This window comes from Lentzea sp. NPDC036949, assembly GCF_055608075.1.
In genome coordinates this window covers 1-14114 of sequence record NZ_JBVJRA010000035.1, presented here as the reverse complement: position 1 = coordinate 14114, position 14114 = coordinate 1, and the positions used below count along the sequence as shown (strand labels likewise).

Genomic DNA, 14114 nt, shown 5'->3' with positions numbered 1-14114 from the left:
TGGGTCATGGAGTAGCGGCTGCGGTTGAGCAGGCTGACGACGTTGATGACCAGTTCCTTGGTGACCCGGTCGAGGAAGCCCGAGGTCGGGTAGCGGACGGTGCCGCCCTGTGCGGTGTCCCGCCCGGCTCCGCCGTGTCCACGCACGGGTTCGGAACCACCGAAGGATGAGGCGGAGCAGCGGTGCTGTCGTCCAGGGGTGGTTTGGTCTCGCGCGCGTGACAGCCGACCCCGGCACCAACTGGGAATCGATGAGGATCGGGTGATCGGTGAGCACACGCTGGGCAGCGAGATCGAGGACCACGACGACAGCTTCGCGATGCGGTTCCTCTACGCGTTCTGGCGCCTGTGCGAGCAGTGGATCGCCGTGACCGAGCCAGCCGAGGTTCGCCACTCCGCACGAGGCTGCCGAGTTCCTGGAGACGGACCTCCCGGAGGCCTTCCGGCCAGGAGCCGCGTTCGCCGATGTGCCGAACGGCTGCTTCGCGACCGGCAACGGCTCGTCCATCACTTGACGCGAGGTGCGCGCCCCAGCGTGCTGTGGCGGGCGATCAACCGGTGCGGGGCGCGCACCTCTATGCCGGGCAGTGGATCCGTGCTGCCGATGCGCAGGAGCAGCCGTTCCACCGCTGTTGTGGCGATGGCGTCCTTGTCCGGCGAGATGGTGCTGATCGCCGGGTTGGCGTAACGGCCTTCCTCGATGTCGTCGTAGCCGATCACCGCGATGTCCTCGGGCACGCGCAGCCCGCGTTCCAGCACCTCGTGCAACGCGCCGAGCGCCACGGTGTCGTTGTAGCCGAAAACGGCGTCCGGTGGGTCGTCCCGATCGAGCAACGCCCGCATGGCGGCCGCACCGGCGGCGCGGTTGAACCGGCGCGTCTGGACGATCAGCGACTCGTCGACCGGGAGACCGGCGTCCGCGTGGGCCTGCCGGTACCCGAGGGTGCGCAACTGCGCCGCCTCGCCGGTCGGGTACGGCTGATCGCCTATCGCGGCGATCCGGCGCCTGCCCAGGCCGATCAGATGCGCTGTGGCCGCACGGGATGCCTCGACGTCGTCGATGCCGACGTGGTCGAAGAAAGCGTTGGACGACCGCTCACCGAGCAGGACGAGCGGGAACGTCGGGTCGCTCTCGGCCAGGTCCCCCTGCGCGAGGCCGAGCGGGCTGTAGATCATCCCGTCGAACAGGGCCGCCCGTGCGCCGCGCCGGATCAGTTCTCGCTCGTGGGTGGGATCGCCGTCGGTCTGGTCGATCAGCACGTGGTAGCCCCGCTCACGGGCCTTCGGGATGATCGCCTGCAGCAGCTCGGAGAAGTAGGGCACGTCCAGGAAGGGAACCACCACCGCGATCTGCCCTGACCGGCCGTTCGCCAGGTTGCGGGCCAGCACGTTGGGCCGGTAGCCCAACTCCTTGATCGCCTTCTCGACCTTCTCGCGGGTGGGGTCGGTGACCGGGGCGTAGCCGTTGACCACGTTAGACACCGTGCGTGCGGACACACCAGCCAGCTCAGCAACGTCACGCAGCGTGGCATCGCGCATGTACTCACTCCGTCGAGACCGGCGCGGCGGCCCACCGCTGCAGCGCTGCAGCGCAGTGTGCCTGCCGATCCCCGCCACGACAAGTCCCGGTCTTCCGAGTGTCGTGGGACCGCATCCGCATCTGGCTCGAACTACGTCAGATTGGGTCTTGCAGCGCGGCAAAAGCCAGTACATAGTGCTTTGCAGCGCAGCAAGACCCAACCGCCACGGTGGCAGTACCGGTCGATCCGCTCCCTCCCGCCAACCGTGGTGCAGCACCTCACGACCTCAGCGGTCCTCGGTTCGTGCCTCACGGGGTCACCGCATTTCCGATCACTCACCGTGACGGCGATCGAGCATGCACTGACGCATGCCGCGACGGAAAGGCGCTACTCATGCTCGGCACCAGATGGATGGCGAAACTCCGTGCAGGGCTCGTCGCCACCGGCCTGCTCGCCGTGGCCGCGTGCGGCGGTGCCGTGGACGACGCCGACGGACCCGTGCGCGTGTCGGTCTGGGCCTGGTACCCGGAGTTCAAGGCCGTGGTCGACGCGTTCAACGCCTCCCACGACGACATCCAGGTCGACTGGACCAACGTCGGCACCGGCCCGGACCAGTACGCCAAGCTGAAGACGGCGTTCACCGCCGGCAAGGGCGCGCCGGACGTCGCGATGGTCGAGTTCCAGCAGATCCCGACGTTCGTCATCCTCGACGCACTGGTGGACATGGGGCAGCACGGCGCCAACGACGACAAGAGCCTCTACGCCGAATGGGCGTGGAGCCAGGCCACCGACGGCGACAAGGTCTACGCCATCCCGGTGGACGGCGGACCGATGGCGCTGATGTACCGCAAAGACCTCTTCGACCAGCACGGCATCCCGGTGCCGACGACCTGGCAGGAGTACGCCGACGCGGCCGCGAAGATCAAGGCCGTCGATCCGAACGCCTACATCGCGAGCTTCGGCAGCGACGGCGGCTGGCTCAACGGGCTGATGTGGCAGGCGGGTTGCCGGCCGTACGGCTACTCGCAGGCCAAGGCCAAGGACCAGGTGAAGATCAACCTGACCGCACCCGAGTGCGAGAAGGTCGTCAACCTGTACGGCGACCTGGTGAGCAAGGGGCAGATGGCCCAGGACAAGTTCTTCACCGCCGACGCCACCGCGGCGCTCGACTCCGGCAAGTACTGGACCTGGGCCGCGGCCGGCTGGACACCCGGATACGTGGCCGGCTCGCTCAAGAACACCGCGGGCAAGTGGGCGGTCGCGCCGATGCCGCAGTGGACCGCGGGCGCCGACGAGCAGGGCGACTGGGGCGGTTCGACGTTCACCGTGACCAAGCAGGCCAAGAACCCGAAGGCAGCGACCACGGTGGCCCGCGAGCTGTTCGGCCGCTCGAAGGCCGCGTGGGACATCGGGCTGAACAAGGCGTTCCTCTACCCGCTGGCGAAGGAGGTCGCGGCCGACCCGGCGTTCACCGGCAAGGCGTACGACTTCTTCAACGGGCAGAAGGTGAACGAGATCTTCGTGCCGGTGTCGCAGAAGCTCGGTGAGTTCCAGTACACGCCGTTCCAGGACTTCGTCTTCAAGGACCTGAACGACCGCACCGCCGAGGCGATGTCGGGCAGCAGGCGGTGGAGCACGGTGCTGGGGGAGACGCAGAAGAACGTCATCGCGTACGCCGAGAAGCAGGGCTTCAAGGTCAGCCGTTAGTGCACCCGAGGTCTGCCGCGACCCACGGGTCGCGGCAGACCCCCAGTCCAGGAGGTTTCCCGTGACGCGGTCATCACCGATCACGGCACCCGCGGCCGACGACCTGCCGCCGTCTCCCCGTCCGGTCGAGCACCGGCCACGGCGCAAGCCGCGCCGGGTCACCGAGCACCCGGTGGCCGGAGCGCTGTTCGTACTGCCGTTCTTCCTCGTCGTCGTGGCGTTTCTGGTCGTGCCACTCGGTTACGCGTTCTGGCTCAGCCTGTCCAGCAAGAGCCTCGCGCTCGGCACCCGGTTCACCGGCATCGGCAACTACGTGCGCGCGTTCACCGATCCGGTGCTGCTGGACGGCCTGCTGCGGGTCGTCCTCTTCGGACTGGTGCAGATCCCCGTCATGCTGGGCATCGCGCTGGCCGGAGCGTTGACGCTCGACGCCGTCACGACCAGGTTCGCCCTGGCGTTCCGGCTCATCGCGTTCATGCCCTACGCCGTGCCGGCCGTCGTCGGCGCGCTCATGTGGGGCTTCCTGTACAGCCGCACGTTCGGTCCGTTCGCGGATCTGCCGACGCTCGTCGGCGGCGACCCGATCGACTTCTTCAGCTCCTCGCTGCTGCTGGTGTCGCTCGGCAACATCGTGACCTGGGCGTGGACCGGTTACAACATGATCATCCTGTACTCGGCGTTGCAGGGCGTGCCGCGCGAGATGTACGAGGCCGCGGTCATCGACGGGGCGACGCCGGTGCAGATCGCGTTGCGGGTCAAGGTTCCCGCGATCAGGCAGGCCATCTCGCTGGCCGTGATCTTCACCGTCATCGGCACCATGCAGTTCTTCACCGAACCGCAGATCATGGCCCGGTTCGCGCCGCAGGTCTCGGCCGGCTACACGCCGAACCTCTACGCCTACAACCAGGCCTTCGCCTACTCGGACTTCAACTACTCGGCCGCACTCTCGTTCGCGCTCGGTTTCCTGGTGTTCGTGGTGGCCTACGCGTTCGTGTTCGTCAGCCGCAGGCGGGGAGCACGCTCATGACCAGCGGCACAGCCGGCGACACGACGGCGAAGACCTGGCTTCCACATGTGCTGATGGGCGCGGGCATCCTGTACTTCCTGGTGCCACTGCTCTGGGTGGTCATCGCGGCCACCAAGAGCCAGCCGGACCTGCTCGACAGCCCGGCGCTGTGGTTCGCCGACTTCAACCTGCTGGAGAACATCGAGCAGCTGTTCCACGAGGACGGCGGCGTCTACGGCGGGTGGCTGGTCAACACGGCGTTGTACTCGGGGCTCAGCGCTCTGGGCGCGACCGCGCTCGCCGCCGCCGCGGGCTACGGGCTGGCGCGGTTCACGTTCCTGGGCAAGCGGTTCTTCGAGACCGCGCTGCTCGGCATGATCATGGTGCCGGCCACCGCGCTGGTGCTGCCGACGTACCTGATCCTGTCCGAGCTCGACCTCGTCAACACCATGTGGGCGGTCGTCCTGCCGTCGCTGCTCAGCCCGTTCGGTGCGTACCTGGTCCGCGTCTACGTGGACGAGAGCGTGCCGGCGGAGCTGATCGACGCCGCCCGGATCGACCGGGCGAGCGAGCTGCGCATCTTCTGGCAGATCGTGCTGCCGATGATGCGTCCCGCCCTCGTCACCGTCTTCCTGTTCACCCTGGTCGCGACGTGGAACAACTACTTCCTGCCGCTGGTGATGCTCAGCGACGCCGACCTGTACCCGCTGACCGTCGGACTGACCACCTGGTTCAACACCGCGCAGCAGGACGCCGGGAACCGGATGCTGTTCAACCTCGTCGTCACCGGCTCTCTGCTGGCCATCGTCCCGCTCGTCATCGCCTTCGTCCTGTTGCAGCGCTTCTGGCGCAGCGGGGCGGCGGCAGGCGCTCTGAAGTAGGAGAACCGTGCTCAACGCTTCCCTGGTCCTCAATCCCCACTACGTCATCGCGCCGGTGCGGCGCCGGCTCTTCGGGTCGTTCGTCGAACACATGGGCCGCTGCGTCTACACCGGCATCTACGAGCCAGGGCATCCAACCGCCGACGAGGACGGCTTCCGGGGCGACGTGCTGGAACTGACCCGTGAGCTCGGGGTCGAGCTGGTCCGGTATCCCGGCGGCAACTTCGTCTCCGGTTACCGCTGGGAGGACGGCGTCGGCCCGGTCGCCGGGCGGCCGGTGCGCCGCGAGCTCGCGTGGCACAGCCTCGAGACGAACGAGGTCGGCATCGACGAGTTCGTCCGCTGGGCACGCAAGGCCGACGTCGAGGTGATGTACGCGGTGAACCTCGGCACCCGCGGTGTCGCCGAAGCGCTCGACGTGCACGAGTACATGAACCACGAAGGCGGTACGCACCTGTCGGAGCTGCGCAGGGCGAACGGGTCCGAGGCGCCGCACGGGGTGAAGTTGTGGTGCCTGGGCAACGAGCTGGACGGTCCGTGGCAGCTCGGCCACAAGACCGCGCACGAGTACGGACGGCTGGCCGCCGAGACGGCTCGTGCGTTGCGGCAGGCCGAGCCGGACCTGGAACTGGTGGCGTGCGGCAGCTCGAACTCGGCCATGCCCACCTTCGGCGAGTGGGAGTCCATCGTGCTGGAGCTGGCGTACGAGGAGGTGGACCACATCTCCCTGCACGCCTACTACGAGGTGCTGGACGGTGACGTGGACAGCTTCCTCGCCTCCGCGGTGGACATGGACCGGTTCATCGACAGGGTCGTCGCCACGGCGGACGCGGTCGGCGCGCGGCTGAAGAGCGACAAGCGGATCACGTTGTCGTTCGACGAGTGGAACGTCTGGTACATGCAGCGGTTCCACGACACGCCGCGCACCGAGTGGGAGGTCGCGCCGCGGGTCATCGAGGACCAGTACGACGTGAACGACGCGGTCGTCGTCGGCAACCTGCTGATGTCGTTGCTGCGGCACAGCGACCGGGTGGCCGTGGCGTGCCAGGCACAGCTGGTCAACGTGATCGCGCCGATCCGCAGCGAGCCGGACGGGCCGGCGTGGCGGCAGACGATCTTCCACCCGTTCGCGTTGACCTCGCGGCTGGCGCGCGGGCAGGTGCTGCGGGTGGAGACGTCCTCGCCGGTGTACTCGACCAAGCGCTTCGGTGACGTCCCCGTCGTGGACGCGGTCGCGACGCACGACCCAGGAACGGGCGACACGGTGGTGTTCGCGGTCAACCGGCACCAGACCGAACCGGTGGAGCTCCGTGCGGACCTGTCGGCGTTCGGGGAGGTGGCGGTGGCCGAGGCGTGGTCCGTGCACGACGAGGACGGTGCGGCGACCAACACCGAGGCCGATCCTGACCGTGTCGTCCCACGACCGCGGCAAGCCGACGTCGCCGACGGCGACCTGCACATGGTCCTGCCGCCCAGGTCCTGGACCGCCGTCCGCCTCACCGGCGGTCAGTAGCCGACGCGGAAGGTGGCGTCCTGGCGGTCAGCCGCCGCCGACCCGGTCGAGATCGGGTCGATGCGCAGGACGTACCCGGAGTGCCGGATGTGGCGGTCGGGGAAGTTGTGGGAGCGGAACGAGGTCCACGCCGGGTCGGCGAGTCCCGCGACCCGGTGGAAGGTGGCGTCGGCGGCGAAGGTCGCGCTGCCGTCGTTCGCCGCCAGGACGAGCGCGTAGTCGGCGTGGCGCAGGTAGCGGTCCGGGTAGTTGACCGAGCGGAACGAGATGCCGGCCGAGGCCGCCAGGCCCGGGACGAGCTGCCACATCGCGTCCTGGTACGGGTCGAACGGATAGGGGTCGATGCGGGCGGCGTTACCGGAGTGCCGGATGAGGTGATCGGAGAAGTTGTAGGACTTGATCCGGTTCCAGGCGGGCGCACCCCAGCGGTTGACCAGGCCGTTGTACTCGGTCGCGGTGATGCCGCAGATGGTGGGGTGCTTGGCGTTGAGCGGCTGGGTGTACTGGGCCTTGGTCAGCGGCGACCACGAGTCGGTGGCGATGTCGGCAGAGCGCCAGGCGTACAGCTCGCCGTTGACGGGGGAGAACGAGTCGCCCCACAGCCACCATTCGTTGCGGTCGTGGGCCTTCGCCACGATCGGGGCCTCGATTCCGCCGCTCACCACGCCGGCGGTGTAGGTGCCCCGGTCGAAGCTGCGCGGGGTGAGCGTGGCGGACCGGGCGCCGTAGAGGCGGCCGTCGCTGAAGCTCTTGTAGTACAGGTAGTTGACCCCCTTGCCGACGTGCACGGTGGCGTCGAGGACGTTGAAGCCGGGGTCGAAGAACAGCTGCGGGGTGCCGACGTTGACGAAGTCCTTGGTGTAGTTGACGTAGAAGGCGTCACGGCCGCCGCTGTTGGCGGAATAGAGGATGCCGTACTGGTTGCGCGAGGCGTCCCAGAACGCCTCCGGTGCCCACGTGTGGGTCGGCATGGAGTGCATCTTCAGCCTCCGGTACCCGGTGAACGACCGCAGGTCGGCCGAGTCCCAGGCGTGGATGTACTGGTTCTGGCGGGTGAAGTCGGTGCCGGTCAGGTCGGTGGCCAGCACGACGAACCCGCCGTTCTGCTTGCGCATGATGAACGGGTCCCGCAGGCCCCTGGTGCCCGCGGTGGGAGTGGCCACCGGGTTGCCCTGGTTGAGCGGCATCCAGTTCAGGCCGTCGGTGCTCACCGCCAGGTGCAGGGCGTACCGGTCGGCGACCTTGCCGGGCGACTCGGTGAAGTAGCCCATCACGTAGGCGGTGTCACCCGGTGCGGCGAGCGCGGGGAGCCGGTTCGCGCCTGCCAGGGCGACTGAGGCCACTCCACCGGCGAGAAAAGTGCGTCGTTGCAGCACGGACGTCTCCTGTCGGGAGCGGTGGGGGATGGCCGGCGGCGAGGGCCGCCGGCCATCGGAGGGGTGGTCGGTCAGGCCGCGGGTTCGCCGGATGGAGCGGCGAGCTGCGTGCCGAGGCGGACCGGGGTGCCGAAGTTCGGCGTGCCGTCGGAGTTCCAGGTGAATTTCTGGGCACGCGTCGACCGGTTCATGTCACAGCCACCGGAGGCGCTGTCGTTGGCGTGGTAGACGATCCAGTCCTCGGTGCCGTCGGGCGACTTGAAGAACCCGTTGTGGCCGGGGGCGAACACGCCGTTGCCGTCGTTGCGCTGGAACACCGGGTTCGGCGACTTCGTCCAGTGCGACCGGTTGAGCGGGTCGGAGCCGGTGAGCGTGAGCAGTCCCAGCTTGTAGTCGGGACCCCAGCACGCGCTGGCCGAGTACACGATCATCGTCTTCCCGTCGCGGTACAGCGGCTCCGCGCCCTCGTTGACCGCACCCGTCTGCCGTTCCCAGGACAGCGTCGACTGGCTGATCGTGCGCCGCGCGCCGCTGAGCGTGTAGGGGTTCGACATCGGGGTGATGGTCAGCGACTGGGTGCCGTCCATCGCGCTGCCCATCAGGTACAGCTTGCCGCCGTGCTGCAGGATGCTCGGGTCCAGCTCCCAGGTGTTGCCCAGGTCGGCCTTGAAGCTGTAGGGCCCCATGGGATCGGTGCCGGAGGACTCCAGCACGTGCAGCCGTTGGGTGGGGTTGTAGTCCGGCACGTTCTGCCCGGCGACGTAGTAGAAGTACCAGCGGCCGTTCAGCAGGTGGAACTCCGGTGCCCACATGTTGCAGCACCCGTTCGGGCGGCCTGCCAGGTTGAAGATCACTTGGTCGGCGGCGCTCGACAGCCCGGCGAGGGTGCGCGACCGCCGCATGGTGATCGTGGAGTTCCACGTCGTCGTCGCCAGGTAGTAGTACCCGTTGTGGTACTGCAGCCACGGGTCAGGGCCGTTGCGCTTGACCGGGTTGGTGAACGTTCCCGCCGCCGGAGCGCCCAGCTTCACCAGCTGCCACTGCTGGTTCGCGCCCCCGGTGTCCGGCCACTGCACGACCCTGGCACCGTCGGCGGTGGACCACTCGTAGGTCTCCACGGCCTTGCCGCTGTTGCGGTTGAGGAGCCGCACGTACCCACCGGACGAGTCCGCGAGCCGGAACTGCTGACTGGTCGCGTTGCTGTCGGTCCACTGCACCAGGTCAGCGGCGTCAGCGGTCGAGCCGCCCGAGAACTGAAGGACCTTGTTGCTGTGCCTGGACTTGAGCCGGTAGTAGCCGCCGCCGGAGTCGACGAACTGCCACTGCTGCCACGCCCCGTCGTTGCGCGTGTACTGCGCGATCCGGGCGCCGTCGTTCGTAGCGAGGTCATAGACGTCCATGGCCTTGCCGCTGTTGCGATTGACCAGCACGTACGACGCGTTGGTGTCCACTGTGGCCGCCGACACCGCCGGTGGCAGGGCGGAGGTGATCCCGCCGAGCAACGCGGTGGTGGCGAGCAGGACGAGGGTGGTTCGCCGTCGTTCACGGCGGCTGATGGTCGAGATCATGCTTTTCTCCCTGCGGGCCGCTGCACGGGTGTCGGTTGTGTTCGATCAGCGGACGTAGGGCCAGCCGGCGGAGTCGATCGCCAGCAGGTTGATGCCGAGCAGGGATGCGCCGTTGTCCGCGTAGTAGTGGTAGACCAGCACGTCGCTGTCGCTGTCGGCCAGCACGTCCTGGTGCCCCGGACCGTGGATGCTGCCCTGACCGGCGAGGACCTCGGTGCCGCCGCCGGAGGTCAGCGCCGTGCCGTTGCGGTCGACGTAGGGGCCGGTGACACTGGTGGAGCGGCCGACCATGACGCGGTAGGTGCTGGCGGCGCCCTGACAGCAGCGGTCGAACGAGACGAAGAGGTAGTAGTAGCTGCCGCGCTTCACGATGTTCGGCGCCTCGATCGCGCCGCCGTTGCGACCGGCGAGCGCGCGGATCGTGGAGTCGGAACGCAGACCGGTCGACGGGTTGAGCGCGATCATCTTGATGCCGGACCAGAAGGAGCCGAAGCTCAGCCACCAGCGGCCCTGGTCGTCGACGACGAGGTCGGGGTCGATGGCGTTGAAGTTGTCGCTGGTGCGCGACTCGACGACCAGACCGCGGTTGGTCCACGTGCCGGAGTTGCCGCTGGGGCTGGTGGCCAGGAAGATCGCCGATCGGTTCGAGCCGAACGTCGAGGCCGAGTAGTACATCCAGTACTGGCCGCTGCGGTAGGAGATGTCCGGCGCCCAGAGGTTGCGGCTGTTCGCGGTGTAGGTGTTGGCCCATGGCGTGCCGTTGGGGAAGGCGGCGCCGGTGTTGCGGAACGCGGTGCGGTCGGTGGAGGTCTTGAGCGCGATTCCGTTGCCGGTGTGCGCGAGCAGGTAGCTGCCGTCCGAGCGCTTGACGGTACTCGGGTCGTGCACGCCGATGTCACCGGTGACCCGGCCTGGGGCGGGGTAGGCCGCCGACGCGGACGGTGTCACCGCAACGGTGACGGCCAAAGCCAGCAGGGGTATCAGAACGCGTTTCATCGATGAGACCACGATGTCCTCGATTTCTGGCGAGTGGTTGCGGCGGCGCGGGTTCCTGCCGATCCGGAGCGGCGCGGTCTCGGCTGGTGGAGTCGAGCGGTGTCAGCGCAAGCGGAAGAACGTCCGGTGCCGGTGTGGTGATCTGCGCAGGACCAGGACGTCGGCAGCCCGGAAAGTCGTCCGCGGGAGTGAGCCCATGCCTCGCCTCCTCGCGAGCGGGAACCTGAGTGCACCACCGGTCGTGTTCCGGGCTATAACTCCGGATGCGCTTTTAGCACGATATCGAGGACCGGCACGGTCGACAAGACCTTCTGTTATCGCTAACAGTGGTTGTGATGTCGAATTTTTCGACCATGCAAGTTTCGAAATACTGTTGAGCTACGAAAACTGATGATCAACTGAAACGGGGACGAACTGGCTCGGCGACGTGATGTTAGCGATCACATCGGCGGGTGCTGTGGGATCTGGCGGCGCCGCGGCTCTCCCGGGCAGGTGCGCACCTGCTCATGCTCGGCAGCTGCTCCGCGGACATCGAAGACCTTGATCGGTTGAGGCCGGTCGCGGTGACGATGTCCCAGACGCCTGCCGACACCGCATCTCGCCACCAGAACAACGCCATCGCCTCGTCGAGCTCGGCGTCCAGGTTGAGTGCTTCGCGTCGAGCGTTGGTGCCACCTCAAGCCGGCGCTGTCCACGTTGTCGCGAGTGCTGACCTTTTCTCGTCGTTCCGGCCAACCGGATTCGTTGCCCAGAGCTGGATGCGTCTGCCGCCGAACCGGGCGAAGGACAGATTTGGCCGTACACCTATGACGCGCTAGGTCGCAAGACGAGCACGCGTGATGACTCTGAGGCCGACCCCCGCAGTCGGAGTGGTTCTACGACACGCTCGCTGATAGCACGATCCTCAAGGGCGTGCCGGCCAGGTCATGCGTCACGGTGATCTCGGCCGGTGCGCCATGCGGCACGTGGGAATCAGGTCGACCACCAACCGCGCGCCACCGCGGTCGACACGGACGCGTCATGGGGAAAGATGGGAGGAAATTGGGAGAAGTCAAGGCGTGGCAACAGGATCAAGCTGCACTCAAGTGCGTCCAACTGTGCCGCCATGACCTGCCGATTCAACGTATCCGCAGGTCACGACATAATCCGATCCACCCTGCGGATCAAGGGGCCGCAGGTTCAAATCCTGTCGTCCCGACGATCTGAACCAGTCCGCTGATTCTGGATGAAAGCCCAGGTCAGTGGGCTTTTTTGGGTGCGAGCAGGCCCCAGCGTCGCAGCGACCAGTGTGCTGGCGTCGATGAGTTCAAGCCCCGAGGACGAGCAGCACGCAGATCTCCGCGACCAGCACGACGACGTGGATGGCCAACGCCCAACAGGGCGGCGACGGCGCAGCACCTCGTTCTCCTGCTCCAGCAGCTTGATCGGCGCACACGCCTCACGCAGCTCAGCCGAACCAGCCCGGCTCGCACCGAGCTCGGCGCAGCCACTTGAACAACGTTGTCGGGTGCACCCCGGAATCTTCGGCGATCTGCTCGACCGTCACACCAGGCTCGCGGTCACGAGCGACCCGCACGACATGGCCGCGGAGTTCCTGGAGCAGGATTTGGGCACAGCGACATCCCCGCACAACCATTCCTACGGTCAGAGGCCGGCGTCTCCGCGGTCGACCTGGGGCTTCGGGCTGGTCAGGAACGACGCCAGCACGACCACCACCGAGATGGCTGCGGCGACTGTGAACGCTGTCTGCACTCCAGGAACGTCCGGTGTCCCGCCGGTGACCGACGACAGCGTCACCACGGTCACGAACAGCGCCGTGCCGGCCGCACCGGCGACCTGCTGGATCGTTGCCAGGATCGCGCTGCCGTGGGAGTACAGGTCGGTGGGCAGGGTGGCCAGCGAGTCGGTCATCAGGGGTGTGAACATCGCGGACAGGGCGGCCGTGACCGCGGTGTAGAGGAGCACGACCTCCCAGATCGAGGATTCGGCGTCGAGGGTCGACATCGTCCACAGCGCCGCGCTCAGCAGGACCGCACCGGACACGACCAGGTACCGGGCGCCGTAGCGGTCGTAAGCACGCCCGATGATCGGGCCGAGGACGCCCATCAGCAGGCCCCCCGGCAGGAGCATCAACCCGGCCACGAACGCACTGCGTTCCTGCACGTTCTGGATGTACAGCGGCAGCAGGATGATCATGCCGAACATCGACATGAACCCGACCATGATCAGCACCAGCGACACCGTGAAGCGCCGATCGGAGAACGGGCGCAGGTCCAGCAGCGCCCGTCCCCGGCGTTGCAGGTGCAGCTGGCGGGCAACGAACGCGACCATCGACACCGCGCCGAGGACCAGTGGCACCCATGGCGGAATCCCATTTCCCGCACCGTGCGCCCTCTCCCCGATCAGCGACAGCCCGAGCACCAGCCCGGCGAACGCCACCGCGGACAGCGGCACGGACAGCACGTCGAGGCGTACCGGGTCGGTGCGCTCGTCACGCAGGCGCAGCCAGATGGCGCCCACCGCGAGCGCTACCAGCGCGATCGGCAGCACGACCCAGAACAGCCAGCGCCAGCCCAGAGTCGAAAGGACCACGCCGGACAGCGTCGGGCCGACGGCCGGCGCCACCGCGGTCACGATCGTGAGCGTGCCCATGGTTTGACCTCGGCGCTCGGCCGGGACCAGGGTCAGGATCGTGGTCATCAGCAGCGGCGTCATCACCGCCGTCCCGCTCGCCTGCACGACCCGCGCTGCCAGCAGCACACCGAAGCCCGGTGCGAGCGCCGCCAGCAGCGTCCCGATCGAGAACAGGCTCATCGCCGTCAGGTAGACCGCCCGCGCGGGGAAGCGCCGCAGCAGGAAACCGGTGATCGGGATGACCACCGCCATCGTCAGCAGGAAACCACTGGTCAGCCATTGAGCAGTGCCCGTGGACACCTGCAGTTGGACGATCAGCACCGGCAGCGCGACGCTCATGATCGTCTCGTTCAGGATCATCACGAACACCGAGCCGGCCAGCAGCCAGATCACCAGCCTGGCATTCACCACCGGCTGCGGCGTCGCACCTGTTCCCGGGCCCGCAGGTCCGCCGCCTGGGTTCGACGTGTCAGTCGTGCCGATCTTCGACCCCATGGTCATCCCAACTCTTGTCCACCCTGCACGGCCACTTCCTCAGACCGCTGCTCACTCGGCGAGCGAGGTGCGCATGGTCCAGCGGAAGACCGAGGGCTTGTCCTCGGACACCCGCTCGAAGTGCTCGTGACCGCCGCGGCACGGCAGCTTGATCTTCCCTCGGTCGACGGTGACCTGTTCCGGGATGGTGATGTTCCCCGGACCGCCCTCCAGCACGACGTGGATGTGGTTGCCTTGGTCGAGCGCCTGGATCTGGATGTTCATCGGAACCCTCTGGTTTCTCATAGGACGATCAGTTTCTGGAGCAGGTCCTTGGCGGCGTCCGCGATGACGGTGCCGGGTGGGAAGATCGCCGCCGCTCCCGCCGCGTGCAGCTCGTCGAAGTCCTGTGGCGGGATGACGCCGCCGACGACGATCAT

The 14114-nt window shown here is 67.6% G+C and carries 11 protein-coding genes; 4 read left to right on the top strand and 7 right to left on the bottom strand.

Translation table 11 applies throughout. The features are described from left to right. Positions 1–506 precede the first annotated feature (506 nt). Entirely contained in the window at positions 507–1538 is a 1032-nt protein-coding gene (locus ACZ7CD_RS40130) for a LacI family DNA-binding transcriptional regulator (protein WP_470381052.1), read from the bottom strand. Positions 1539–1930: 392 nt separating this feature from the next. Between ACZ7CD_RS40130 and ACZ7CD_RS40125 the strand changes: the two genes are divergently transcribed. The 4 genes from ACZ7CD_RS40125 (at position 1931) to arfA (ending at position 6626) form a co-directional block, all read left to right on the top strand. Continuing rightward, positions 1931–3226 carry an ABC transporter substrate-binding protein gene (locus ACZ7CD_RS40125; RefSeq protein ID WP_360402090.1) on the top strand — a complete coding sequence of 432 codons (1296 nt, stop codon included), beginning with the start codon at positions 1931–1933 and terminating at the stop codon, positions 3224–3226. 61 nt (positions 3227–3287) lie between these two features. Continuing rightward, the gene (locus ACZ7CD_RS40120) at positions 3288–4253 is read left to right on the top strand and encodes a carbohydrate ABC transporter permease (RefSeq protein WP_360402087.1); all 966 of its coding nucleotides are present in this window, start codon (positions 3288–3290) and stop codon (positions 4251–4253) included. Continuing rightward, a complete protein-coding gene (locus tag ACZ7CD_RS40115; RefSeq protein ID WP_360402084.1) occupies positions 4250–5113 on the top strand; it encodes a carbohydrate ABC transporter permease in 864 nt (287 codons plus the stop codon). The genes ACZ7CD_RS40120 and ACZ7CD_RS40115 overlap by 4 nt, the downstream gene beginning before the upstream one ends. Before the next feature lie 7 nt (positions 5114–5120). After that, the gene (gene arfA, locus ACZ7CD_RS40110; RefSeq protein ID WP_470381051.1) at positions 5121–6626 is read left to right on the top strand and encodes an arabinosylfuranosidase ArfA; all 1506 of its coding nucleotides are present in this window, start codon (positions 5121–5123) and stop codon (positions 6624–6626) included. Here arfA and ACZ7CD_RS40105 read toward each other — a convergent pair. From ACZ7CD_RS40105 to ACZ7CD_RS40080, 6 genes are all read right to left on the bottom strand, one after another. Beyond that, positions 6620–8002 (bottom strand): glycoside hydrolase family 43 protein, encoded by a 1383-nt coding sequence (locus tag ACZ7CD_RS40105; RefSeq protein ID WP_470381050.1) that lies wholly within the window; start codon positions 8000–8002, stop codon positions 6620–6622. The two genes, arfA and ACZ7CD_RS40105, sit on opposite strands and share 7 nt — an antisense overlap. A 71-nt stretch (positions 8003–8073) precedes the next feature. Continuing rightward, entirely contained in the window at positions 8074–9570 is a 1497-nt protein-coding gene (locus ACZ7CD_RS40100) for a family 43 glycosylhydrolase (RefSeq protein ID WP_470381049.1), read from the bottom strand. A gap of 45 nt (positions 9571–9615) precedes the next feature. After that, positions 9616–10566, bottom strand: coding sequence for an arabinan endo-1,5-alpha-L-arabinosidase (locus tag ACZ7CD_RS40095; RefSeq protein WP_470381048.1), 951 nt, complete (start codon positions 10564–10566; stop codon positions 9616–9618). A gap of 1447 nt (positions 10567–12013) precedes the next feature. Further along, entirely contained in the window at positions 12014–12202 is a 189-nt protein-coding gene (locus ACZ7CD_RS40090) for a helix-turn-helix domain-containing protein (protein WP_470381047.1), read from the bottom strand. An 8-nt stretch (positions 12203–12210) separates the two neighbouring features. Continuing rightward, positions 12211–13695, bottom strand: a complete 1485-nt coding sequence (locus ACZ7CD_RS40085) for a DHA2 family efflux MFS transporter permease subunit (protein ID WP_470381053.1) — start codon at positions 13693–13695, stop codon at positions 12211–12213. Between the two features lie 51 nt (positions 13696–13746). After that, positions 13747–13959 carry a DUF5988 family protein gene (locus ACZ7CD_RS40080; RefSeq protein ID WP_360402063.1) on the bottom strand — a complete coding sequence of 71 codons (213 nt, stop codon included), beginning with the start codon at positions 13957–13959 and terminating at the stop codon, positions 13747–13749. Positions 13960–14114 lie beyond the last annotated feature (155 nt).